Origin of the sequence: Nocardioides daeguensis, assembly GCF_019192965.1 — a bacterium.
Classification (GTDB): Bacteria; Actinomycetota; Actinomycetes; order Propionibacteriales; family Nocardioidaceae; genus Nocardioides; species Nocardioides daeguensis.
In genome coordinates this window covers 205,201-228,978 of the sequence record NZ_JAHTKU010000004.1, presented here as the reverse complement: position 1 = coordinate 228,978, position 23,778 = coordinate 205,201, and the positions used below count along the sequence as shown (strand labels likewise).

23 protein-coding genes and 1 tRNA gene are annotated in these 23,778 nt (G+C 72.4%); 12 read left to right on the top strand and 12 right to left on the bottom strand.

Annotated features, from left to right (window positions below; all coding sequences use genetic code 11):
* Positions 1 to 74: 74 nt before the first annotated feature.
* Positions 75 to 713 (bottom strand): PaaI family thioesterase, encoded by a 639-nt coding sequence (locus KU893_RS04015; RefSeq protein ID WP_218233022.1) that lies wholly within the window; start codon positions 711 to 713, stop codon positions 75 to 77.
* Between the two features lie 72 nt (positions 714 to 785).
* On the opposite strand from KU893_RS04015, the gene KU893_RS04010 reads away from it, so the two are divergent.
* Positions 786 to 1,319, top strand: coding sequence for a GNAT family N-acetyltransferase (locus KU893_RS04010; RefSeq protein WP_218233021.1), 534 nt, complete (start codon positions 786 to 788; stop codon positions 1,317 to 1,319).
* On the opposite strand, the gene KU893_RS04005 is transcribed toward KU893_RS04010, so the two are convergent.
* Positions 1,306 to 2,295, bottom strand: a complete 990-nt coding sequence (locus KU893_RS04005; RefSeq protein ID WP_218233020.1) for a hypothetical protein — start codon at positions 2,293 to 2,295, stop codon at positions 1,306 to 1,308. The genes KU893_RS04010 and KU893_RS04005 overlap by 14 nt on opposite strands.
* 179 nt (positions 2,296 to 2,474) lie before the next feature.
* Between KU893_RS04005 and KU893_RS04000 the strand changes: the two genes are divergently transcribed.
* Positions 2,475 to 2,891, top strand: a complete 417-nt coding sequence (locus KU893_RS04000; RefSeq protein WP_218233019.1) for a Fur family transcriptional regulator — start codon at positions 2,475 to 2,477, stop codon at positions 2,889 to 2,891.
* On the opposite strand, the gene KU893_RS03995 is transcribed toward KU893_RS04000, so the two are convergent.
* From KU893_RS03995 to KU893_RS03980, 4 genes are all read right to left on the bottom strand, one after another.
* A tRNA-Lys gene (locus KU893_RS03995) sits at positions 2,889 to 2,961 on the bottom strand. The genes KU893_RS04000 and KU893_RS03995 overlap by 3 nt on opposite strands.
* Positions 2,952 to 3,719, bottom strand: coding sequence for a CPBP family intramembrane glutamic endopeptidase (locus tag KU893_RS03990; RefSeq protein ID WP_218233018.1), 768 nt, complete (start codon positions 3,717 to 3,719; stop codon positions 2,952 to 2,954). The genes KU893_RS03995 and KU893_RS03990 overlap by 10 nt, the downstream gene beginning before the upstream one ends.
* Positions 3,716 to 4,606 (bottom strand): NAD(P)H-binding protein, encoded by an 891-nt coding sequence (locus KU893_RS03985; RefSeq protein ID WP_218233145.1) that lies wholly within the window; start codon positions 4,604 to 4,606, stop codon positions 3,716 to 3,718. Before KU893_RS03985 ends, KU893_RS03990 begins: the two co-directional genes overlap by 4 nt.
* Positions 4,606 to 4,974: a sigma-70 family RNA polymerase sigma factor gene (locus KU893_RS03980; protein ID WP_218233017.1), complete on the bottom strand. Its 369-nt coding sequence runs from the start codon at positions 4,972 to 4,974 to the stop codon at positions 4,606 to 4,608. Before KU893_RS03980 ends, KU893_RS03985 begins: the two co-directional genes overlap by 1 nt.
* Before the next feature lie 57 nt (positions 4,975 to 5,031).
* Here KU893_RS03980 and KU893_RS03975 point away from each other — a divergent pair, with 57 nt between their 5' ends.
* From KU893_RS03975 to KU893_RS03965, 3 genes are all read left to right on the top strand, one after another.
* Positions 5,032 to 5,934, top strand: a complete 903-nt coding sequence (locus KU893_RS03975) for a DICT sensory domain-containing protein (protein ID WP_218233016.1) — start codon at positions 5,032 to 5,034, stop codon at positions 5,932 to 5,934.
* 344 nt (positions 5,935 to 6,278) lie between these two features.
* Positions 6,279 to 6,482, top strand: coding sequence for a cold-shock protein (locus KU893_RS03970; RefSeq protein ID WP_218233144.1), 204 nt, complete (start codon positions 6,279 to 6,281; stop codon positions 6,480 to 6,482).
* Between the two features lie 148 nt (positions 6,483 to 6,630).
* A complete protein-coding gene (locus KU893_RS03965; RefSeq protein WP_174245183.1) occupies positions 6,631 to 6,777 on the top strand; it encodes a hypothetical protein in 147 nt (48 codons plus the stop codon).
* 222 nt (positions 6,778 to 6,999) lie between these two features.
* Here the strand turns inward: KU893_RS03965 and KU893_RS03960 are convergent, their stop codons facing one another.
* Entirely contained in the window at positions 7,000 to 8,049 is a 1,050-nt protein-coding gene (locus KU893_RS03960) for a hypothetical protein (protein WP_218233015.1), read from the bottom strand.
* A gap of 115 nt (positions 8,050 to 8,164) precedes the next feature.
* Between KU893_RS03960 and KU893_RS23475 the strand changes: the two genes are divergently transcribed.
* The 6 genes from KU893_RS23475 to KU893_RS03930 all read left to right on the top strand — a co-directional run bounded on the left by KU893_RS23475 (position 8,165) and on the right by KU893_RS03930 (position 14,070).
* Positions 8,165 to 9,025 (top strand): NUDIX domain-containing protein, encoded by an 861-nt coding sequence (locus tag KU893_RS23475; protein WP_218233014.1) that lies wholly within the window; start codon positions 8,165 to 8,167, stop codon positions 9,023 to 9,025.
* Positions 9,026 to 9,294: 269 nt separating this feature from the next.
* The gene (locus KU893_RS03950) at positions 9,295 to 10,392 is read left to right on the top strand and encodes a phosphate ABC transporter substrate-binding protein PstS (RefSeq protein ID WP_218233013.1); all 1,098 of its coding nucleotides are present in this window, start codon (positions 9,295 to 9,297) and stop codon (positions 10,390 to 10,392) included.
* Between the two features lie 100 nt (positions 10,393 to 10,492).
* Positions 10,493 to 11,461 (top strand): phosphate ABC transporter permease subunit PstC, encoded by a 969-nt coding sequence (pstC, locus tag KU893_RS03945; protein WP_257440852.1) that lies wholly within the window; start codon positions 10,493 to 10,495, stop codon positions 11,459 to 11,461.
* Complete coding sequence (gene pstA, locus KU893_RS03940) at positions 11,458 to 12,513, top strand: phosphate ABC transporter permease PstA (protein WP_218233012.1); 1,056 nt, start codon at positions 11,458 to 11,460, stop codon at positions 12,511 to 12,513. The genes pstC and pstA overlap by 4 nt, the downstream gene beginning before the upstream one ends.
* 11 nt (positions 12,514 to 12,524) lie before the next feature.
* Positions 12,525 to 13,304, top strand: coding sequence for a phosphate ABC transporter ATP-binding protein PstB (pstB, locus tag KU893_RS03935; RefSeq protein WP_218233011.1), 780 nt, complete (start codon positions 12,525 to 12,527; stop codon positions 13,302 to 13,304).
* A 19-nt stretch (positions 13,305 to 13,323) separates the two neighbouring features.
* Complete coding sequence (locus KU893_RS03930; protein ID WP_218233010.1) at positions 13,324 to 14,070, top strand: response regulator transcription factor; 747 nt, start codon at positions 13,324 to 13,326, stop codon at positions 14,068 to 14,070.
* A 7-nt stretch (positions 14,071 to 14,077) separates the two neighbouring features.
* On the opposite strand, the gene KU893_RS03925 is transcribed toward KU893_RS03930, so the two are convergent.
* From KU893_RS03925 to KU893_RS03915, 3 genes are all read right to left on the bottom strand, one after another.
* Positions 14,078 to 15,106: an inorganic phosphate transporter gene (locus tag KU893_RS03925; protein ID WP_218233009.1), complete on the bottom strand. Its 1,029-nt coding sequence runs from the start codon at positions 15,104 to 15,106 to the stop codon at positions 14,078 to 14,080.
* Positions 15,107 to 15,117: 11 nt separating this feature from the next.
* On the bottom strand, positions 15,118 to 15,738 hold the full coding sequence (locus KU893_RS03920; protein ID WP_218233008.1) for a DUF47 domain-containing protein: 621 nt from the start codon (positions 15,736 to 15,738) through the stop codon (positions 15,118 to 15,120).
* Positions 15,739 to 15,892: 154 nt separating this feature from the next.
* Positions 15,893 to 18,064, bottom strand: coding sequence for an RNA degradosome polyphosphate kinase (locus KU893_RS03915; RefSeq protein ID WP_218233007.1), 2,172 nt, complete (start codon positions 18,062 to 18,064; stop codon positions 15,893 to 15,895).
* 87 nt (positions 18,065 to 18,151) lie between these two features.
* On the opposite strand from KU893_RS03915, the gene KU893_RS03910 reads away from it, so the two are divergent.
* A complete protein-coding gene (locus KU893_RS03910) occupies positions 18,152 to 19,171 on the top strand; it encodes an alpha/beta hydrolase (protein ID WP_257440851.1) in 1,020 nt (339 codons plus the stop codon).
* A gap of 55 nt (positions 19,172 to 19,226) precedes the next feature.
* Here KU893_RS03910 and KU893_RS03905 read toward each other — a convergent pair whose 3' ends face one another.
* Complete coding sequence (locus KU893_RS03905; protein ID WP_218233006.1) at positions 19,227 to 19,841, bottom strand: hypothetical protein; 615 nt, start codon at positions 19,839 to 19,841, stop codon at positions 19,227 to 19,229.
* Positions 19,823 to 23,758: a hypothetical protein gene (locus KU893_RS03900; RefSeq protein WP_218233005.1), complete on the bottom strand. Its 3,936-nt coding sequence runs from the start codon at positions 23,756 to 23,758 to the stop codon at positions 19,823 to 19,825. Before KU893_RS03900 ends, KU893_RS03905 begins: the two co-directional genes overlap by 19 nt.
* Between the last annotated feature and the right edge of the window lie 20 nt (positions 23,759 to 23,778).

Sequence of the window (23,778 nt, the reverse complement as noted above, 5' to 3'; positions counted from 1 at the left end):
TCCCCGGACATCCGGGGATTCATGCGCTTGTCAGGGGTTGCAATCCCTGACAAGCGCATGAATCACCTGACCAGTCAGCTGAACCGTTCCCGGATGTGGCGGGGCAGGATGAAGACGCCCTCGGCCTCGGCGGTGACGCCGTCGGGGCCGACCATGTGGGCCTTGGCCCAGGTCTTGACGCCGTCCTCGCGGTCGATCCACGCCTCGGCGCGCAGGTCGCCGAGGGGGGTGCCCTGCCGGTAGACGACGGTCAGCGTGCCGGTCATGCCGGGCCGGCCGGCAGCGCCGACGGCGTGCCCGAGGATCTGGTCGAGGATCAGCGATACCACGCCACCGTGGACCAGCCCCGGCGGCCCCTCGTACGCCGCCCCGCAGCGGAACTGCGTCTCTGCGCGACCGGTCGCGTCGCTCACCACCTGCAACGGCGGGGCGATCGGGTTGCGCAGCCCGATGACCGGGTTGCCCCAGGGGCGGCGTCGGCCGCCGGTGAGGTGCTGCTGGCCGAGGGTCTGGGTACGGCGCACCTTCCGCAGCCGGGCCACCGCCGCCTCGACGTCGGCCTGGGCGGCGCGGACCTCGTCCGCGTCGACGTCCGACATGACGCACAGGTCGACCAGCTCGCGCGCGGCCTCGGCGAGGGGGCGCCACACGGCGGCCTCCCGCTCCACCTCGGCGGCGGGGGTGTCGTCGGCGGCGGGGAGGTGCCAGTTCATGCTCGCCAGGGTAGAACACGTTCTCGTTCTGTCGGCGCGGAAACCCGTTGACCGGGATGGTGGGATGGCGCCATGACCGCGCTCGTACCCCCTGACGTCGCCCGCTGGCAGTCCTGGGCGGCCATGATCGAGGACTTCGGCGCGACGGCGCAGATGCACGGCTCCGGCCACTGGCACCTCGAGGGCGACCCGGTGCCGACCGAGGCCGGCTGCGCCGCGTTCGTCGCGATGACCGAGCTGACGTCGGCGGGCGACCTCGACGGGACGCGGGTGTCCTCGACGTACTTCTGGATCACCGACGGCGACGGCGGGCCCGACGACGACGTCGTGGGCTTCTTGAACCTGCGGCACCGGCTCAACGACTGGCTGCTCGAGCAGGGTGGGCACATCGGGTACTCCGTGCGCCCCTCCGCCCGCCGCCGCGGTCACGCGTCCCGCGCGCTGGCCCTCGGGGTCCGGGAGGCCGGGCGCCTCGGGATCGAGCGGGTGCTGGTCACCTGCGACACCGACAACGACGCGTCGCGACGCACCATCGAGGCCGGCGGCGGGGTGCTCGAGGACGAGCGGGCCGGCAAGCTCCGGTTCTGGATCGCTACGGCTGGGTGACCGGCTCGGCGGTCTGCTCGGCGGCGGGGGCGTCGGGGCGCAGCCCCGGACGCAGGCGGTAGAGCACGGTCGTGAACCAGTGCGGATCGACCATCGAGCGGGTGATCACCACCAGTGGCAGGCCCGGGCGCTCGATCAGCACGGTCCACCGGCGATCGCTCGGCTCGCCGACGATCGCGATCGGCGTGTACGTGCTGGCGAGGTCGACCAGCTCGGTCTGCCCGTTGCGCTTGATCGAGAGCTGGCCGCGCCGCACGGCCAGCTCGGTCGTCGTGCACCCTGCGCGGACGGCCCACACGACCAGCATCAGGAAGCCGAGCGTGGCCGCGATCCCGAGGGTCGTCGCGGTCGGGTTCCTCAGGGCCGCGTACGACGCCGCGCCGGTGCCGGCCAGGACCGCGAGCAGCATCCAGGACAGAGCGCGTCGGATCCCGCCGCGAACCGGGAACTGGGCGTCGGTGCTCGCGTTGAGCGCGGTGAGGTTGTCCTCGGGTTCGGTCCAGCGGCCGTGCTTGACCTCGGGGGCGCTGCGCACGCGCGGCGGCGGGGCGGGGCGCACCGGTGCCGCCGCGGCCTCGACCTCGACCGGTGCGGGGTCGGGGGTGGGGGCCGGCGAGGCGGGGCGAGGCGCGGGCGCCGGCTTCTTCGGCATGTCGGCGCGCAGCGCCTCCACGACCGAGCGGCCCAGGTCGGTGCTGTCCAGGCCGCCCGCCCGGGCGATCCGTGACGGCGGGTCGGGCGGGGACTCGACGCCGAGCGCCTCGAGCACCGAGCGACCGGCCCGCAACGAGTCGGCACGGTCCGCGGTCGTCGTACCGGGCGCGGGGCCGGGTGGCGCCGACGGCCCGGGCGCGGCCGCGGGAGCCGCGTCAGCGCGGGTGCCGACCACCCGGGCGTCGCGGGCATAGCTGCTCCGCTTGTCCAGCCAGGCGCGGATGCTCTCCGTGTCCGGCCCGAACTCGTCCTTGCTCCCCACGAGCGAGTCCTCCCTGTTCCCTCTCCCGTGGTCAGGGTAGCGGGGCCGGTCCCGGCGGTCGTCGGCCCGCCGGTCCCGTCCGTGTGGTCCGAACGGGCCATCGCGGCATGGTCCTGCCCGCGTGCGCGGTAGATTGAGATCGATTCCCAGTCCGTCCTTCGACCGCCCCAGGAGGCCCGGTGCCCGACACCGACGCGCGCCCGCCCGCGCTCCGGCCGACCCGCCAGCGCCGGGCGATCACCGACGCCCTGGCCGACGCCGCCGACTTCCAGAGCGCGCAGGAGATCCACGACAGCCTGCGCCGTACCGGGGACAAGGTCGGCCTCGCCACCGTCTACCGCACCCTGCAGGCCATGGCCGAGTCCGGCGACGTCGACGTGCGCCACAACCCGGCCGGCGAGGCGACGTACCGGCGCTGCAGCGACTCGCACCACCACCACCTGGTGTGCCGCTCGTGCGGCCGCACCGTCGAGATCACCGGCTCCGCCGTCGAGAAGTGGGCCCACGCCGTCGCCGACGAGCACGGGTTCACCCAGGTCAGCCACACGGTGGAGCTGGTCGGTCTGTGCGCGCAGTGCGCCCAGCAGTCGGGGTAGGCCGTGTCGGGCTCGAACCGACGACCCTCGGATTAAAAGTCCGGTGCTCTACCAACTGAGCTAACGGCCCGGGGTGAGCCTATCGAGCGCGGCCGGGCCGGGGTTCGGTGCCCGGTCGCGGAACAGCGGCGGCAGGAAGCGCAGCATGAGCGCCGACCAGACCCCGTGGGTGATGAGCGGCGCCTGCAGCCCGCCCGAGGCGCGACGTTGGAGCCCGAACAGGGTGCCCATCGTGGCGGCGGCGAGCACCAGGGCCGGGTTGCGGGTGGTGGTGGTGGTCGCCAGCACGTACACGGCCGTCGACGTCGTCACCGGGTGGTGCTGTCCCAGCGCCGCGTAGAGGGCGCCCCGGAAGAAGATCTCCTCGCCCACGCCGTTGGCCAGCGTGGTCGCGAGCACCAGCCGGTCGTCGCCCTCCTCGGCGAACCGCAACACGCGGGCCACGGCGTCCCCGAGCGCCGGGATGCGGCGCGCGGCGAGCGCTGCGCCGTAGAAGACGCCGAAGGCGGCCAGGCCGGTGGCCGCGGGGGTGAGCACCGGTCGCCGCAGGGTGGCGTCGCGGTTCTCGATCCAGCCCAGGTGGAGGGGGCCGGAGGTGAGGCCGCCCGCGGTCCACACGGCGGCGACGGCAGCGGTGGACAGGTAGAACCTGCGGGAGCCCGGTGGGGTCGAGAGCGACCTGCCGAGCAGGCCCGCGCCGGTCACCGCGGTCGCCGCGACCACGCCGCGGCGGCGTCGCCGTACGGACGCGGCCTCGACGACCTCCGGCACGACGACGTACGACAGCGGCTTCGGCAGCAGGCGGTCCAGCCGGGACGTGCGGCTCATCGGGCTGCGGCGCGCTCCCGGAGCGCGACCCGGACCGCGTCGTCGTACCCCATCGGCCGGAAGGGTACGACGTCGCGCACGCTGGTGTCGCTGACCACGACCTCGTTGACCATCGAGTCCACCAGGTTGCGTCCCGCGCGGACGTCGACGTCGGTGACCAGCGCCAGCCACCGCGACGACAGCCCGGGGGTGAGCAGGGGGACCGGCACGATCGGGAGGGAGCGCCCCTCGAGGGCGGCGACCCGCTGCAGCATCTCGGCGTACTCGAGCACGTCCGGCCCGCCGATCTCGAACACCCGGCCGACGGCGTCGGGGTGGCCGAGGACGCCGACGAGGTAGCGGACCACGTCGGCGACGGCGATCGGCTGGGTGCGGGTGCGCACCCAGCGCGGCGTCACCATCGCCGGCAGGTGCTCGACCAGCTGGCGGGTGATCTCCCAGGAGATGCCGCCGTTACCGACCACGATGCCGGCGCGCAGCACGGTCACGGGGACGCCGCCACGAGCGAGCAGCGACTCGACGTCGCGTCGGCTGCGCAGGTGGGCCGAGAGGTCGTCGCCGTCCTTGCCCAGGCCGCCGAGGTACACCAGCTGGGCGAGGCCCGCTCGGGCCGCGCCGGCCCCGAACGCCTCCGCGGCGCGGGCGTCGCGCTCGGCGAAGTCCTGGTGGCCCAGGGAGTGCACGAGGTAGTACGCGGCCGCGCAACCGTCGAGGGCGTCGGCGAGGCTCCCCGGGTCGTCGACGTCGCCGTGCACCGGGGTGCCCGGACCGTCGTACCGCTCCGGGCGCCGGGTCATCACCCGGACCTCCCGGCCCTCCTCGGCCAGCGCGGCGACGAGGCGGCGACCGACGAAGCCGGTCCCGCCGGCGACGAGGACCGGGGGCATCACGCCCCGACCCGCGCGGCGTCGCCGCGCGACGACGACGGCGGCGGGAGATCGGGGGCCAGGCCGAGCAGCCACGCCCGCGCGCTCAGGCCCGACCGGGCCTGGCCCGCGGCCTGCAGCCAGGCGGTGACGTAGCGCGCCACGGTGGCTGCTCGCGCGCATCCCTCCTCGCCGTGGCGGCACATCTCCAGGCGCCAGGTGACGGAGCACGTGGCGTCGTAGAAGTCGAGGAACGCCTCGAGGTCGCCGCCCGCCGCGCGCGCCAACAGGCGCCGCAGGTCGGGGTCGGCCAGGTCCTCCGGTGTGGGCCGTGCCGCACGGTCCGCCAGGAGGTGGGGGTGCAGCGTGGTCACGGTCGCCTTGCTCATCGAACCTCCCGGTGCTTACTTCGACAAGAACATCAACAATCTGTTTAAGATTAGGCTATGAGCATGGACCAGGACCTCGGCGCGGCGCAACCCCCGGCACGGGCGGGAACCGGCGAATCCGGTCGCGGCGGCGAGCTCACCATCGGTGACCTCGCGCGCCGCGCGGGCGTCAGCACGGCGGTGCTGCGGATGTGGGAGTCCCGGTACGGGTTCCCCGAGGCGCGCCGGCTGGCGAGCGGCCATCGTCGTTACACCGACGCGGACGTGGAGCTGGTCCGCCATGTCCTGCGGCGCAAGGCCGCGGGGACCCGGCTCGAGGTGGCCATCGCCGAGGCGGCGGCGAGCACGCCGCCCGCGAGCCCGTCGATCTTCGCCGAGCTGCGCCGCCGTCATCCGGCGCTCGCGGTCCACCGGCTGCGCAAGTCCACCCTCATCGCCTTGTCGTGGGCCATCGAGGACGAGTGCTGCGCGGTCGCCGATCACCCGGTGCTCTTCGGGGCCTTCCAGCGCGGGCGGTTCTACGAAGCCTCCGCGGGACGCTGGACCGAGCTCGCCCGGGTCGCCCGCTCGGCGGTCGTGTTCGCCGACGAGTGGGACCCCGGCGCGCACGCGACCCGCGGGCCGCTGCGGGTCGACCTGGCGGCCGACGCGCCGATGCGGCGCGAGTGGGCCGTGGTCTGCGACGCGCCGGACTCGACCGCCTGCCTGTCGGCGTGGGAGATCCCCGGGCAAGCCGGGACGCCGGACCGCGACCGGCTCTTCGAGGCGGTCTGGACGGTGGACCCGGCCGCCGTCCGCGACGCGGCCCGAGTCGCGGCCGCCGTCGCCGCCGAGGCGGGCCTGGCCGAGGCGACCTCGCTGCTGTACGAGCTCGCCGAGCCGCCGGCAGCGCCGATCACCGCGCCGGCGGTCACCGCGCTCTTCAACCGGGTCGTCGCGTACGTCGACCGGCTGGTCTGAGCCGGGTACCGCTCGTCGCGAACCGGCCCGTGGGGCTAGCGGCGTCGCGGGGACGACGTCGCCCCGCCCGCGAAGGGGTTTTCTCCGCTGTCACACGTGCGTTGCAGAACCTTCATGGCCGCGGTGAAGTTCGTGGTGCAGGAGAGGTTCCGCTGTCGCCGCGGATTGGTAATGTCGACTCCGCAGCGGATGCAGTTCTCGAAGGTGAACGCCTGCGGAGTCTGTGGCCGACGGCGTATCTGGTTTGTGGTGTGGTCATCACGCATCGGAGCGACGTGTCATCGCAGCCGCTGTGGGCCGTCGAGGTGGCGGTTCTCGCCCCGATACGAGGAGTAATGAGCAACATGGCTCAGGGCACCGTGAAGTGGTTCAGCGCCGAGAAGGGCTTCGGCTTCATCGAGCAGGACGGCGGCGGCGACGACGTCTTCGTCCACTACTCGGCGATCCAGTCCACCGGCTACAAGTCGCTGGAGGACAACCAGAAGGTCGAGTTCGACGTCACCCAGGGCCCGAAGGGTCCGCAGGCGGAGAACGTCCGTCCCCTCTGAGTCACCTCCGAGGAGACCTCGTCTTCCGTGGGGCCCCGCCGATCGGCGGGGCCCCACGAATTTTTCTGGAACTTCTTGGTTTGCCGGTGCCTGCGCGGGGGATCATGGAACCGGACAAATGCGTTGGTCCGGCTCGAGGGAGGGAAGCATGGCCGATCAGTTCGACGTGACCCTCGAGGACGGCGACCTCCTCACCGAGGTCGAGCTGACCACCAACCTGATCATCGCGGCCAGCAACTCCGACGAACGGCTCTCGGTCGAGGAGATCGACCGGATCCTCGGCGTCCTGCACTGAACTGGATGGCGCGAGCCCGTCGTCGCTTCGCTCCGCCGCGCTGCCGCGCTCGCGGTCGGCTTTTCGTGGGAATGGAGTGGGCTTGGCGGTCAGCCGGCGGCACGTCGGAAAGCGGCGCCCTCCTCGGCTCCGGTCGCTCCTTCGTCGCTCCCTGCGCCTCCTCGTGCGGCGGTTCCGCCGCTGGCCGCTTTGTAGGGCCGCGGGCGCTCGTCGCTCGTCCTGTCAGCAGGTCGCGAACAGCACCGGTCCGTGACTGAGGTCGGAGAGCACGAAGGCGCCCTCGACCGGCTTGAGCGCCATGGTCAGCACCCGCCCGGAGGCGACCACCTTGCCGAGCGCGAACCGCTCGGGGAAGCTGCCGCCCTGACCTGGGGCGGGACCGGCGGCCAGCGTCGACCGGCTGTCGGCGTCCGCCCGGGCCTGGTCGTCGGACTCGAAGGCCATCGCCACCCGGACGTCGCCGCCGGGTTGGGCCGAGATCGCGAAACCGGTCATCGGATGCACGCCGCCCGCCCGGTCGACCAGCTCGGAGGCCCGGGTCCGGTCGGCCGGGTCGGCGTCGGTCATGGCGAGGGCGGAGCAGGCCTGGTCGCCGGTCGCCACGGCGGCGCTGAGCGCCGGGCCGACGGCGTCGACGACGTCGCGGACGCCGTCCTCGTCATCGCCGCGAGCCAGGTCGGCGCGCTGCTCGAGGAAGTCGGGGTCGTCGCTGCCGACGAGCAGGCCGTCCTCCTCGTCGACCTGCAGGGCGGCGAGCTCCGGGGTGACCGGGCCGCCGAGGTTCTCGAGCAGGTCGACGCCGCCGCGCCACACGCCGTCGGCGTCGTCGGGCTCCTCGAACCCGACGGACCGCAGCCGGTCGCGCAGGGCGGCCACGTCGAAGCCGTCGGGCAGTCCCATCAGCACCAGCGCGCCGTCCTTGCCCTGGGTGAACAGCTCCCAGTCCAGCGTGGCGGGGGAGAAGCCGAGCTCCTCCTGCACGGTCGGAGCGGACTCGTCGAGCGCGGTCGTCGAGGCCAGGTCGCGGTCGAAGGCGTCGCTGAGGAAGGCCGTCACGTCGTTGCCGGTCGAGGACGCCGACAGGTCGGCGTCCAGCTCCGCGCGCACCGCCGCCCAGTCGGTCCAGCTGAACCGGGCCGCGGACGTCGGGGCCAGGGCCAGCGCCGTCGCGAGCCGCGAGCGGTCCTCGGAGCGCAGCCGCCAGACCACCAGTACGGCCGTCGTCGCGACGAGCGCTGCGACCACGAGGAGCACGATCCAGCGGCGACGCATGCCCGTACCTTAAGGGCACGCCCCGGGCGCCGTGTGCGCTGCGGTGGTGCCGGGCCGCCGGGGCGCGAGGCACCGCTCGCGACGCCGGGCCGCCCGGGGCCATACCCTTGGGCCCGTGCCCGACATCCTCGCTGCCGGCGTGGTCGTGTTCCGGCCCGGACGCGAGGTGCTCCTCGTGCACCGACCGAAGTACGACGACTGGTCGTTCCCCAAGGGGAAGCTGGACCGCGGCGAGCACCCGACCGCGGCCGCCGTCCGCGAGGTGGCCGAGGAGACCGGTGTCCACGTCCGCCTCGGGCCCGCGCTGCCGTCGCAGCGCTACCCGGTCGCGCGCCGGATGAAGACGGTCCACTACTGGACCGGCCGGGTGGTGGGCAACGACGACGTATCGGCGTACCGGCCCAATGACGAGATCGACGCCGTCGCCTGGGTGTCCGTGGACGACGCGCCGAAGCAGCTGACCTACGAGCACGACCGGGAGACCCTGGCCGCCGCGCTCGGGGTACGTCGCAAGACCCACGCCGTCGTCGTGCTCCGCCACGCCCAGGCCCGCGCGCGCAGCACCTGGCGCGGCCCGGACGCCGGCCGTCCCCTGCTCAAGGTGGGTGAGCTCGAGTCGAACCGCCTCGTCCCCCTCCTCGCGGCGTACGACGTCACCCGGATCACCACCTCGACGAGCACCCGTTGCGTGCAGACCGTGCGGCCCTACGCCGAGACGGCCGGCCTCCCGCTGGACCTTCGTCCACGGCTCAGCGAGGAGAACGCCACCCCGCGCGCGGTCGAGAAGATCGTCGAGGAGCTGCTCGCCGCCGAGGGGGGCAGCGTGCTGTGCACCCACCGCCCCGTGTTGAGCCACGTCTACGACGCGCTCGGGATCGAGCTCGCCCCCGATGCCGGGCTGGCCCCGGCCGAGATGCTGGTGCTGCACGTGCGCAAGGGCCGCGTGGTGGCCGTCGAGCGGCACCACCCTCGTTGACCTTCCTCGACCTCACCGTTGAGCTGCCGGAAACTCACCGTTGAGTTCGGCACTCGACGGTGAGTTTTCGGCAAGTCAACGGTGAGTTTTCGGCAAGTCAACGGCAGGGGTGACGCGGGCCACGGATCGTTCCCACCCCGACCGCCACTGTTCACCGTTCGTTCAGATCGGCCGGGGAGTTGCGTTACCGACGCTGCCTAACTTCGAGATCGTCCAGTACGCATCGAGGGGCCAGGAACGAGAGCCCCTCACCTCTGAGAGGCAGTTCCTTGAACCTCAAGTCCATCCGCAACGCCGCGGTACCCGGCATCGCTGCTCTGGCCCTGCTCATGAGCGCCTGCGGCGCGTCCAACGAGGACGGCGGCAGCGACAACGGCGACTCCGGCAGCAGCCTCAGCGGCAACCTCAAGGGTGGCGGCTCGACCGCCCAGGAGAAGGCTCAGGAGGCGTGGAAGACCGCGTTCCAGGGCAAGAACAGCGGCCTGACCATCGACTACGCGCTGCTCGGCTCGACCGACGGCCGCGGCCAGTTCGTCAGCAAGGCGCTGTCCTTCGCCGGCTCCGACTCCTACTTCAAGGACGAGGAGCTCGACGCCGCCAAGGAGCGTTGCGGGGGCACCATCGTCGAGGTCCCGGCCTACATCTCCTCGATCGCCATCGCGTTCAACCTCCCCGGCGTCGACGAGCTGAACCTCGACGCCGACACGATCGCGAAGATCTTCGACGGCAAGATCGCCAACTGGAACGACAAGGTGATCGCGGACCAGAACCCCGACGCGACCCTGCCGGACCTGAAGATCGCGCCCGTGCACCGCGCCGACGACTCGGGCACCACCAAGAACTTCACCGACTACCTCGCCAAGGCTGCCCCGGACGCCTGGTCGTACGAGCCGGCTGACCCGTTCCCGGTCTCCGGCGGTCTCTCCGCCGAGGGCACCTCGGGTGTCGTCAAGCTGATCGGTGACACCGAGGGCGCCATCGGCTACGCCGACGCCAGCCAGACCGCCGATCTCGCTCACGTCTCGGTGAAGGTCGGCGAGGAGTACGTCGCCCCGTCGCCCGAGGGTGCCGCCAAGACCGTCGAGGTCTCCCCGCTCGTCGAGGGCCGCGACGCGACCGACGTCGCCGTCGACGTCGACCGCACCACCACCGAGGCCGGCGCCTACCCGGTGATCCTGCTGTCCTACCTGATCGGTTGCGAGACCTACGACGACGCCGCCGAGGCGGCCAACGTCAAGGGCTACTTCGAGTACATCGTCTCCGACGAGGGCCAGGCCGAGGCGGCCGACTTCGCCGGCTCCGCCGAGCTCGCGCCCGCGACCGCCAGCAAGGTCCAGGAGATCGTGGCGGGCATCTCCGCCAAGTGAGCCCTGGTGAGGGGTGAGGACGGGCGATCCCCGGCCTCACCCCTCACGCCGCATTCCCGAAGCAGCACCCCGAGCAGCACCCGAGCATGAGGTGACAGCAGTGACAGCACCCACCGCCGAGGTCGAGGACGCCTCCGCGAACTGGGCGACGGCCCGCGCCGGCGTCGGCGACCGGATCTTCGCCGGTGCGGCCCGCGCCGCCGGCCTGATGATCCTGGCCGCCCTGGCGGGCGTCTTCATCTTCCTCGCGATCAAGGGCGCCTCGGGCTTCACCAAGCCCGCCGAGGTCTACGGCCCGCACGCCGAGAGCTTCGTGGGCTACGTCGTGCCCCTGCTCGTCGGTACGTTCACCGCCTCGATCATCGCGCTGATCATCGCGGTGCCGCTGGCCTTCGGGATCGCCCTGGTGATCAGCCACTACGCGCCCAAGTGGGTCGCGGTGCCGGTCGCCTACGTGATCGACCTGCTGGCCGCCGTTCCGTCGGTCGTCTACGGCCTGTGGGGGGCCTTCTTCCTCGCGAAGAAGCTGGTCCCGATGCACGTGTGGCTGCACGAGAACCTCGGCCCGATCCCGGTGATCGGCAACCTGTTCGGCGAGCCGAACCCGGCCGGTCGCTCGATCCTGACCGCCGGCATCGTGCTCGCGATCATGATCCTCCCGATCATCACCGCCATCAGCCGCGAGGTGTTCTCGCGCACCCCGCGCCTGCACGAGGAGGCCGCCCTGGCCCTCGGCGCGACGCGGTGGGAGATGGTGCGGATGACGGTCTTCCCCTACTCCCGCTCCGGCATGGTCTCGGCCGTGATGCTCGGTCTGGGCCGTGCGCTCGGCGAGACGATGGCGGTGACCATGGTCCTCTCGGTCGGCTTCGACCTGTCGTGGAACATCATCGCGACCTCGAGCCCGACCTCGATCGCGGCCAACATCGCGCTCAAGTACAAGGAGCGCAGCGCCGACCTGCTCAACGTCCTCGTCGCGACCGGTCTGGTGCTCTTCTTGATGACCTTCCTGGTCAACTTCATCGCCCGCTGGATCGTGGGCCGCAGCGAGAGGCGGATGGCGCGATGAGCACCCTCGAAGAGGTCCAGACCCGGGTCCACGTGCCGCTCGTCCAGCCGCGGCTGCCGCGCCAGGCCGGCGTCATCGTCGGCGTGATCGCCGCCGCCTTCGGTGGCCTGCTGCTCGTGCTCGGCATGGGCGTCGTCGGCTCCGTCCTGCTCGGCGTCCTCGCGTTCCTGGTGGTGCTGCCGTCCTGGTCGCTGATGGTCGAGGGCCGCCGCGGCGCCACCGACCGCCTGATGACCGGGCTGATCTGGACGTCCTTCGCGATCGCCGTCGTCCCGCTCGTCTCGCTGATCTGGCGGGTCGTCAGCAAGGGCGTCGGCCGGATCGACGGCACCTTCCTCAGCTACTCCTTCTTCAAGACCCAGATCGACCAGCCGGTCGGCGTCTACCACGCGATCATCGGCACCCTGCTGATCACCCTCGGCGCCGCGATCATCTCGGTCCCGGTCGGGGTGATGGCCGCGGTCTACCTCGTCGAGTACGGCAAGGGCAACAAGCTGGCCAAGGCGATCACCTTCCTGGTCGACGTCATGACCGGCATCCCCTCGATCGTCGCCGGCCTGTTCGCCTTCGCGCTGTTCACCTTGATCTTCGGTCCGGCCTACGTCTCCGGGCTCGGCGGATCGGTCGCCCTGTCGTTGCTGATGGTTCCCATCGTGGTCCGGGCCACCGAGGAGATGCTGATGCTCGTGCCGGACGACCTCCGGGAGGCGTCGTACGCGCTCGGCACGCCGAAGTGGAAGACGATCGTGCGGATCGTGCTCCCCACCGCCATCGGTGGCATCCTCACCGGGATCACGCTCGCGATCTCCCGCGTCATCGGCGAGACCGCGCCGCTGCTCCTCATCGCCGGCGCCACCGACCGGACCAACATGAACCTGTTCGACGGCGCGATGACGACCCTCCCGGTCCTCATCTACGGGCAGAACCTGCGGGGCGACGCCCCCGCCGAGGCGATCGCCTGGGGCGCCGCCTTCATCCTCATCGTCATCGTGATGGTGCTCAACCTCGCAGCACGCATCGTCGGCAAGATCTTCGCCCCGAAGAAGGGTTGAGAGGGAACACCATGGCCAAGAGCATCGACGTCTCCGACGTCAACATCTACTACGGCGACTTCCTCGCCGTCGAGGGCGTCAACATGACGATCCGCGCCGGCGCCGTGACCGCCTTCATCGGTCCCTCGGGCTGCGGCAAGTCGACCTTCCTGCGCTCGCTCAACCGGATGCACGAGGTGATCCCGGGCGCGCGGGTCGAGGGCAAGATCGTCGTCGACGGGCAGGACCTCTACGAGCCGGGCGTCGACCCGGTCGCCGTACGCCGCCAGGTCGGGATGGTCTTCCAGCGCCCGAACCCGTTCCCGACGATGTCGATCTACGACAACGTGCTCGCGGGCCTCAAGCTCAACGCCGGCAAGATGAAGAAGTCGGCGGCCGACGACATCGTCGAGAAGTCGCTGCGCGGCGCCAACCTCTGGAACGAGGTCAAGGACCGGCTCAACAAGCCGGGCATGGGCCTGTCCGGTGGCCAGCAGCAGCGCCTGTGCATCGCCCGCGCCATCGCGGTCGAGCCGCAGATCCTGCTCATGGACGAGCCGTGCTCCGCGCTCGACCCGATCTCGACCTCGGCGATCGAGGACCTGATCCACGAGCTCAAGAACGAGTTCACGATCGTGATCGTCACCCACAACATGCAACAGGCGGCGCGCGTGTCCGACGACACCGGCTTCTTCAACCTCAAGGCCACCGGCGAGCCGGGCCACCTGGTCGAGTTCAATCCGACCAAGAAGATGTTCGCGAACCCCGACGACCCGGCTACGGAGGCCTACATCTCCGGCCGCTTCGGCTGAGTCGGGACGCGACGGTCCGATGGGCACACGGGACGGGCGCCGCGACGCCCGTCGCCAGTCCGTGCGCGCCCACCTCCACCGCTGGGTCGAGTCCTCCGGAGCACAGCTCCTGGTGGTCGACCCCAGCGACGACGGCGGTGCGCTCGCGGAGGCGATGGCGGGGCGCGGCGTGCACGTGACCTGGGTCGGGTCGACGCTCGACGGCCTCGTCGAGTTCGGCCGCACCGACCCCCACGCGGTCGTGGTGAGCCCCGGGGCGCCGGGGATCCCGGCGGAGGAGTTCGTCGACGTGATCCGCCAGCACGGCTCGCCGTACGTCATCGCGGGGACCCGCGACGGCGACGACGCGGGAGCGGACGGCGTGGGCCCGCTCATGCTGGCCGGCGCTTCGGCGGTGGCGGTCCGGCCCTACGCACCGCAGCACCTGTGGGACCTGCTCACGCACGCGCCGCGCTCGCTGTCCGAGCATGCGCGGCTCGAGTTCGGCCCGATCGCGCTCGACGCGACGGCGTACAGCGTCCGGGTCGACGGGCAGCGGATCGCTGACCTGCCGCTCAAGGAGTTCGAGCTGCTGCGGGCCCTGCTGCTCGCCGCGCCGGGCGTCGTCACCGACGACGAGCTGCGCGACGCGCTGTGGGGCACCGACGGCAAGCGGCCCGGCGGCAACACGATCGCCATGCACGTCACCCGGCTGCGCGCGCGCCTCGGCACCGCGGCCGACGTACGCCGGATCCGCGGCCGGGGCTACAGCCTGACCGTGGGTTGAGCCGGCCTCAGAGCAGGATGAAGTGGAGGACCTCGTAGCAGCCCCACGAGGCCAGTGCGGCCGCCGGGAACGTCGAGACCCACGCCAACAAGATGGTGCGCGCCATGCCCCAGCGCACGGCGGAGAACCGCTTCGTCGCGCCTGCGCCCATCACCGCGGAGGTGATGGTGTGAGTGGTCGAGATCGGGGCGTGGAAGACGAACGCCGTCGTGTAGAGCACGCCCGCGCCGACCGACTCGGCGGCGAAGCCGCGCGGGGGGTCCAGGTGGATGATCTTGCGGCCCAGGGTGCGCATGATCCGCCAGCCGCCGGCGTAGGTGCCGGCCGAGATCGCACCGGCGGCGGCCAGGACGACCCAGATCGGGAGCGTGTCGATGTCGTACGTCGCCGGGTAGGCGACCACGAGGGCGAGCAGGATGACGCCCATCGTCTTCTGCGCGTCCTGCAGGCCGTGGCCGAGCGCCAGCGCGGCGGCCGAGATGGTCTGCATGCCGCGGAAGCCGCGGTTGACCCGGTGCGGGTTGCCCCGGCGGAAGATCCACAAGATGGCCGTCATCACCACGAAGGCGGCACAGAAGCCGAAGAGCGGTGAGATGACCATCGGGATGAGCACCTTCTGCACGATGGTGTCCCACTTGACGCTGACGCCGCCGGCGATCGCCGAGCCCACCAGACCGCCGATGAGGGCGTGCGAGGAGGACGACGGCAGGCCGAAGTACCAGGTGATCAGGTTCCAGATGATGGCGCCGAGCAGGCCGGCCATCACGATGACCAGGCCGTGGTGCACGCCGACCTGCAGGTTGCCGTTGGCGTCCTCGATCGTGATCACGTCCGCGACGGTCTTCGCGACCTCCTGCCCGAGCAGGGCGCCGATGAAGTTCATCAGCGCAGCCAGGGTGAGCGCGATCCGCGGGGTGAGGGCGCGGGTCGACACGGACGTCGCGATCGCGTTCGCCGCGTCGTGGAAGCCGTTGGTGTAGTCGAACGCCAGAGCGATGACGACCACGGCGATGACGATCGCCAGGGTGAGGGTCATGGGAGGACCGGTCAGCCTTCCTTGACGGCGATCTGCTCCACCGTGTTCGCGACTCGCTCGAACGCGTCGATGGCAGCCTCGAGGGACTCGACGATGTCCTTGAGCTTGAGCACCTCGAGGGTCGGGTACTCGCCGGAGAACAGCTTGGCGAGGGTGCGCCGGTGGTTGCGGTCGCCGGTGTTCTCGAGCCGGTTGATCTCGATCCAGTAGTCGTCGAGCGACTTCATCGACTGCAGGCGCGGCATCGCGGCGGCAGTCAGCTCCGCGCAGCGCTGGAGCACCTCCACCTGCTCGGACAGCTCGGGGGGCAGCGCGACCTGGACCTCGTAGAGCAGGATCAGGTCGACCGCCTCGTCCATCATGTCCATGACGTCGTCGAGGCCCGAGCCGAGGGCATAGATGTCCTCGCGGTCGAACGGCGTCACGAAGGTGCTGTTGACCTTCTTGACGATCTCGTGGGTCGTCTCGTCGGCGGCGTGCTCGGCGGCACGCATCCGCTCGGCGACGTCGGACTTGTCCGAGGACTCCGACAACATCTCGGCGAGGAGCTCGGCGCCGCCCACGAGGTGCTGGGCGGACTGGGTGAAGAGGTCGTAGAAGGAGGTATCGACCGGACGCAGACGCAGACCCACATGGACTCCCGTTGAGGCGGAGGCGAACGCGCTCATGCTAGGGGACCACGCGCGCGTGAACGCAACTGCGGCCGCCCCGCCGGGCTGTGGCACAGCGCACGGCCAGGCGTTGTCGCAGGTCAGAGGCGGGTTCTGCGCCCCGGATCAGTACGGATCAGTCGGCGGTACGGCGCCTGCGCTGCTGCTCGATCAGCGTCTCCTGCAGGTGGTCGGTGCCGGCGTTGCGCTTCCACTCACCGTCGGAGCCCAGCTCCCACGCCTGCGTGGTCGGCGCGAACGCGAGGTCCAGCAGCCGTCGTACCTCGTCGCGGCTGGCGTCGGGCAGGCGGACCAGCACCTCGACCCGGCGGTCCAGGTTGCGGTGCATGAGGTCGGCCGAGCCGATCCAGGTGACTGGTTCGCCGGCGCCCTCGAAGGAGAAGACCCGGCTGTGCTCGAGGAAGCGGCCCAGGATCGAGCGGACCTTGACGTTCTCGCTCAGGCCGGCGACGCCGGGGCGCAGCGCGCAGATGCCGCGGACGAGCAGCTCGACGGGCACCCCTTCGCAGGAGGCGAGGTAGAGCGCGTCGATGGTCTCCTCGTCGACGACCGAGTTGGCCTTGAACCGGATGCCGGCGGGGCGTCCGGCCTTCGCGTGTGCGATCTCCCGCATGATCTGGTCGATGAGTCCGCTGCGCACCGAGTCGGGGGCGACCAGCAGCTGCTCGTAGGTCGCCTTGCGGGACCAGCCGGACAGGTTGTTGAACAGGTGGGCGACGTCCTCGCCGATCGTCTCGTTGGTGGTGAGCAGGCCGAGGTCCTCGTACATCCGCGAGGTCTTCGGGTTGTAGTTGCCGGTGCCGATGTGGGTGTAGCGGCGGATGCCCTCGGGCTCGTCGCGGACCACCATCGCCAGCTTGCAGTGGGTCTTCAGTCCGACCAGGCCGTAGACGACGTGGCAGCCGGCCTGCTCGAGCTTGCGTGCCCAGCGGATGTTGGCCTGCTCGTCGAAGCGGGCCTTGATCTCCACGAGCACCAGCACCTGCTTGCCGGCCTCGGCGGCGTCGATGAGGGCGTCGATGATGGGGGAGTCGCCGGAGGTGCGGTACAGCGTCTGCTTGATCGCCAGCACGTGCGGGTCGGCCGCAGCCTGCTCGATGAACCGCTGCACGGACGTGGAGAACGAGTCGTAGGGGTGGTGCAGCAGCACGTCGCGGCGGCGCAGTGCCTTGAACACGTCGACCGGCGCGGCCGACTCGAAGTCGGCCAGGCGGGTGTGGGTGCTCGGCACGAAGGAGGGGTATTTGAGGTCCTCGCGCGGCAGGTCGGCGATCGAGTGCAGCCCCCGCAGGTCGAGCGGACCCCGCAGCCGGAACACCTCGTTCTCGGTGATGTCGAGCTCGGAGACGAGCAGCTCCAGCACCGACGGCGCGATCGACTCCTCCACCTCGAGCCGGACCGGCGGGCCGAACTTGCGGCGCAGCAGCTCCTTCTCGAGCGCCGCCAGCAGGTTCTCGGCGTCGTCCTCCTCGACCTCGAGGTCCTCGTTGCGGGTGACCCGGAAGGTGTGCGCCTCGAGGACCTCCATGCCGGGGAACAGCCGGCGCAGGTGGGCCCCGATCACGTCCTCCAGCGGCACGAACCGGGCGTTGCCGAGCGAGACGAAGCGGTCGAAGTTCGACGGCACCTTGACGCGGGCGAACAGCTCCTTGCCCGTCTTGGGGTTGCGCAGCACCACCGCGAGGTTGAGCGAGAGACCCGAGATGTAGGGGAACGGGTGGGCCGGGTCGACGGCCAGCGGCGTCAGCACCGGGAAGATCCGGTCCTTGAACAGCCGCTTGCACTCCTTCTGCTCCTCGCGGTCCAGGTCGGCCCAGCGGACCAGCTCGATCCCCTCGCCACTCAGCGCCGGCACGACCTGGTCGTGGAAGACCCGCGCGTGGCGCTGGCTGAGCTCGGCCGAGCGGCGCCAGATGGCCTCCAGCACCTCCAGGGGCATCAGGCCGCTGGCGGCCCGCACCGCGAGCCCGGTCGCGATCCGGCGCTTGAGGCCGGCCACGCGGACCATGAAGAACTCGTCGAGGTTGCTGGTGAAGATCGCCAGGAACCGGGCCCGCTCGAGCAGCGGCAGGCTCTCGTCCTCGGCCAGCTCCAGGACCCGCTCGTTGAACCGCAGCCAGGACAGCTCCCGGTCGACGAAGCGGTTGTCGACGGACTCGATCCCCGCGACCAGCGCCGGGTCGGGGACGTACGCCGGGGCCTCGAGTGCCTGGTCGTCGGACACGGCGACCAGGGCGCCGGTCTCGGCGTCGGGGACGAGGGACGTCGGCTGCTGCTCGGTCGACATGATCGCGAGTGTGGCACCTCCGGGTGAACGCGAGGTGACGCCGGACCGGACCCCGCGAGTCGTCGTACCCGAAGTAGGTTGAGGCCCGTGAGCATCCGTACCGCGATCGAGGCCCGTGCCCTGTCGACCTTGATGGGCCTGCCGGCCGGCGCGCAACGACTGGTGGGCGGGCGTGCCCTCGTTCTCGACGGGCAGACCCTGGCCCCCGACCTGCAGGTGATGCTGACCCTGCAGCGCCTGGCCCGCAAGGGCGACCTCGCCGGTGAGCGCGTCGTCGAGGGGCGCGCCGCCATGCGGGCCAACGCCGCCCTCGTCGGCGGCCGGCAGCCGATCGGCAGCATCCGCGACCTCGCGGTCGCCGACCTGCCCGCGCGGCTCTACGAGCCCTCGCGGCCCTCCGGCAGCGGGCTGCTCCTCTTCTTCCACGGCGGCGGGTTCCTGTACGGCGACCTCGCCTCCCACGACGCGCCCTGCCGGCTGCTGGCCGAGGAGTCCGGCGTCCGGGTGCTGGCGGTGGCGTACCGGGTCGGCCCCGAGGCCGCGTTCCCCGCGGCTTTCGACGACGCCGAGGCTGCGCTGCGCTGGGTGCACGCGAACGCCGCCGAGCTCGACGTGGACCCCCAGCGGATCGGCGTCGCCGGCGACTCCGCGGGCGGCAACCTCGCCGCGTACACCGCGATCGCCGCGGCCCGCGCCGGCCTGCCGCTGGCCTTCCAGCTCCTGGTCTACCCGTGTACCGACGCCGACCGCGGCACCGAGAGCCTGCGGCTGTTCGGCGAGGGCCTGTACCTCACCGCCGAGTCGATCGCCGCCTTCAACGACACCTACCTGCCCCGGCCCGAGGACCGGGTCGACGAGCGGGTGAACCTGCTCGACATCGACCTGCCCGCCGGTCTCGCGCCCGCGTACGTCGCCACCGCCGGGTTCGACCCGCTGCGTGACGAGGGTGAGGACTACGCCCGCCGGCTGGTCGATGCCGGTGTGGAGGTCGAGCTGAAGCGGTTCGTCGACCAGATCCACGGGTTCTTGAACATCACCGGTGTCGGCCGGACCAGCCGGGCCGCCGTCCGGGAGATCGCGGGGCGGCTGCGCGTCGCCCTGGGCTGAGTTCTGGGCTGGTCTTCGGGCTGGTCTTCGGGCTGAGCCCAGGCGTGAACCGAGGTCAGAGCTCGGGTCGGTGCTCGCGCAGCTGGCGGAGGAACTCCTCGGCGTCGACCATCGAACCGTCGATCACGAACGGCTCCAGCGCCTTGCGCGGGAAGCGGACGGCCCAGCCCGGCTCGCCCGGACGGCCGATCACCTCGACGGCGGTCTCCGGCCGGCGGACGTCGAAGCGGTGCGTGGACTCGCCCTGCTCGACGTACACGACTCCCCGGACGACGCTGACCTCGACCGGGACCACGCGGGTGCGGGCCGCGGCCCAGCCGAGGCCGATCGTGACCAGGACCATGACGACGCCGAACGGCGTGCCGAGTTTGCCGTTGAGCAACGTCAACAGCGCCACCATGCCCGCCACGACCGCGGTGGCGCCGAGCACCATCGACAGCACGCGCGGGTCGCTGCCGTCACCGGTCAACCGGTCCCCGGCCTGCGGCTCGCCGTCGAACAGCGACAGCGAGTCGCCGGACGCCAGGGCCGTGACCTCGGCGTGCGAGCGCTGCAGCTCGGCCGTCAACCGGGCGACCTCGTCCTGGCTGGCCGCCAGTCGGCGCGCCAGCTCGTCGCGCTCCAGGCGGAGCGCGACGACCGGGTCGACGTCTAGAGGTCCGTTCGCCACTGGCGCAGCGCCTCCAAGAAGGTGTGGGCGTCGACCATCCGCGCGTCGATCACGACGGGCGCCATGCTGCGCCGCAGGATGAGGACGCGCCAGGCTCGCGAGCCGGGCGTACCCGTCTGCTCGATCTTGGTGTTCGGGCTGGTCAGGTCGAACGTGCTGTTGGTGTCGCCCTGGGTGACCTTGAGGACGCCGACCTCGTCGATGCTGACACTGCGCGAGGAGTTGCTCGCCTTGAGCGCGTAGCCCAGCAGGATCGCCGCGACGACCGTGAGCGTCGCGCTGAAGGTGATGTCGTCCCACAGGGTGCCCCTCACCGCCCGCATGCCGACCACCGCGGCCAGGCCGAGCGCGGCAAGGATGGCGAGCGGGGCGAGGCTGTCGGTGCCGCGCTTCGCGTGGAACGGGACGTGCTTGACGACGGGCGTGGCCGCGGGCTGCTTCGGGGCCGCGGGTACGGCGGCAGCAACCGGCTCGGGCTCGGGCTCGGGTTCCGGCTCGGGCTCCGGCTCGGGTTCCGGCTCGGGCTCCGGCTCGGGCTCCGGCTCGGGCTCCGGCTCGGGCTCCGGCTCGGGCTCGATGACGGTGTCGGGTTCGAGCGCGACCACCGGCTCCACGACCGGCTCCTGGAGCTGCTCCTGAAGCTGCTCCGGGGTGGGAAGGCCCTCGGTGACCGGCTCGTCGGCGTCCTCGGCGGCGACGTCGAGGGCCTCGAGGTCGCCGAGGAACTCCTCGGTCTCGTCGGTCTGCTGCGGCGTGCTCGCCGTCGCGCGCCACTGCTCCATCAGGGACGGGACGCGGTCGGCGTGGCGGCCCAGGACCCCGGTGACGACAGGGGGTTCGGGCTCCGGCTCGACCTCGGACTCGGTGTCGACCTCGGACTCGGGCTGGACCTCGGCCTCGACCTCCAGAGCCTGGCCGCTCTCATCCGCCAGCCGCGCGCGGATCTGTGCCATCTGGGCAGCGAGGTCGCTGACGGCAGGGACGTCGGTCGCCGGCTCGGCCTCGACCAGGTCTTCCACGGCGGGCTCGGGCTCGGTCTCGACCAGGTCTTCCACGGCGGGCTCGGGCTCGATCTCGACCAGGTCTTCCACGGGGGGCTCGGGCTCGGCCTCGACCAGGTCTTCCACGACGGGCTCGGGCTCGGCCTCGACCACGTCTTCCACGACGGGCTCGGGCTCGGCCTCGACCACGTCTTCCACGACGGGATCGGGCTCGGCCTCGACCACGTCTTCCACGACGGGCTCGGGCTCGGCCTCGACCACGTCTTCCACGACGGGCTCGGGCTCGGCCTCGACCACGTCTTCCACGACGGGCTCGGCCTCGACCTCGACCTCGTCTTCCACGACCGGCTCCGGCTCGATGGCCGCGGGCTCCTCGACGATCGAGGTCGCCTCGACCGCGGGCCCCTCGGCGTCCGGCGTCACGGCGGCGTCGTCCGTGATGAGTCCGGCGCGGATCTGGGCCACCTGCTGGGCGAGGGCGGCGGCCTCGGCAAGGGCGCGCTCGCGTTCCTGGGCGAGCTCGGCGGCGCGAGCCTCGGCCTCGGCGCGGGCCCGGGCGTGCTCGAGGGCACGCTGCTCTGCCTGGACGAGGTCGGAGCGGAGGCCCTCGACGGCGCGGGCGTGGGCGGCGGCGGACTTCTCGAGCTCGGCGAGGGCCGCGGCGGCGCGCTCTTCGGCCTCGGTCCGGGCCAGGGTCGCCTCGGTGGCGAACTCGGAGGCCAGGGCGAGCGCCTCGGTGGCGGCCTTCTTCTCCTCGGCGAGGGCGGCGGCCGAGGCGTGGGCGGCCGCGGCGGCGGCCTGGGCCTCGGCGGCGAGCTCGAGCTGCTGGCGGGCGGCCTCCTCGGCGGCGAGACGCGCCTCGTGGGCCTCCTCAGCACGGCGGGCCTGCTGCGTGGCGGACTCGTCGGCGGCCACCCGGGCAACCGACTGCTCCTCGGCGCGGGCCGCGGCGTCGCCGGCCCGGCGCTCGGCGGCCTCCGCCGTCTCCAGCGCCAGGCGAGCCAGCTCGGCCTGCTCCAGCGCGGCCTCCTCGGCCATCCGGCGCGATGCCTGGGCCTCCTCGGCGAGCCGGGCGTGCTCGGCGGCGGCCTGCTCGGCGGCGGCCCGCTCCTCGACGGCCTGGCGGGCGAGGGCGCCGTGCTCCTCGGCGCTCGCGGCGGCCTGCTCGGCGAGCGCGCGGGCGCGTTCCTCGGCGGCCTCCGCGGCGCGATGGGCGTCCTGGGCGAGGGCGGCCTGCTGGCGGGCGGCCTCCTCGGCAAGTGCACGGGCCTGGGCGATCTCGGCGGAGGTCCGTTCGGCGGCCTCGCGCTCCTCGAGCACCCGGCGGGCGAACTCGGCGTGCTCGGCGGCGCTCACCGCCGCCGCCTCGGCCATCACCCGGGCGCGGGCCTCGGCCGCCTCGCGTGCCTGGTGTGCCTCGGACGCCAGCCGCGCCTGCTCGACGGCCCGCAGCTCCGCGGCCTCGCGCTGGGCGGATGCGGCGTTGGCGAGCCGGTCGGCCTCGGCCCGGGCCTCGTGGGCGAGCCGGGCGGCCTCCTCGGCGGCGAGCCGCTCGGCGGCCTGCTCGGCCGCGGCCAGCTCGGCGTCGCGCCGCAGCCGGGCGGCCAGTGCCGCGACGACCTCGGCGTTGTCGGGCGCGGCGGGCTCCTCGGTCGCGACGCCGTCGACGGCCCCGACCGGCGCCACCAGCTCGGCTTCGATCTCGGCCCGCGCGTGGGCGAGGACCTCCTCCGGGCGCCGCGGGACGTCGTTGGTCCCGTCGATGTCCGGGATCGGCTCCTCGAGCAGCGGCGGCTCGACGACCTCCGGAAGCGGCCGGGCCTGCGGCTTCGGCGCAGCCCCTGCCCCCGGGCGACGACGCAGCCGGGCCAGGCCCTTGGGCTGCGGGACCGGCGTCGGCTCCGCGAACCCACCGTCCACGGCGGCAGCGATGACGCGCTGGCCGGCCTCCTCGTCGGTCAGCCGGTGGTCGGGCAGCCCCCGCTCGGCTGCCGGTACGACGGGGTGTGGTTCGGACTCCGGCTCGGCCTCCGCGGCGGCCGCGGGCTCGGCGGTTCCGGCGGCCTCGGGGACGGCGGCCTCCGGCTCGGCGGCCTCCGGTGTGATGCCCGGCTCAGGCTCCATCTCGGGCTCCGGCTCGGGTTCCGGCGCGATCGGCTGGTGGGCGTCGCGGAACCGGCGCTGCGTGGCGCGGTCGATGATGCTGGTCCAGTCGCCCGACTCCGCCGAGTCGACGTCGGTGCCCTCGAGCGCGGTCGCCTCGACCTGCTCCTCGGCGGCCGGCTCTGCGACGACCGGCGCCTCGGCGGGCTCCTCAGCGGGCTCGTCGACCGATGCGGAGCGCATCCGGTCCAGCCGATCGGTCAGGGTGCCGCGCAGCGTCGGGTCCTCGGTGGTGGCGGTGGAGCCGGCCTCGAACTCGTGGGGTGCGATCTCGGTCAGCGGCCGCCCGAGCGAGCGGTCGATGATGCTGCCCCAGTCGCTGGTGGGGCCCGGGCCGAACCGGTCCGCGGCGGCAGTGTCGCCACCGTCGCCACCGTCGCCGGGGCGGTCGGGCTCGACCACGGCGCCCCAGTCGACGTCCTCGTCGGAGTTGTCGGGGGCGGCGGCTGTCGGTGCCGCGGCCCGTTCGCCGACGCGCGCCGCGATGTCGTCGTACGGCTCCGCCTCGGTCAGGTCCTCGTCGGCCGAGTCCTCGTCGACCGGGTCCTGGTCGACCGGAGCCTCGGGCGGCACGGACGTGTTGCTCCGGCGCAACAGCTCCTCGAGGTCCTCGGCGTCGAGCTCACCGACGACGGGCCCGTCGAGCTCCTGGCGCCGCCACGGGAGGCCTCTCCGTCCCCGGCCGCGCCCCGGGCGCGACTCGGCCAGCCGGGAGTCCTCGGGACCCGGCTCGCCATCGGTGACAGAGCTCATGGTGGGTCAATCTACTCATC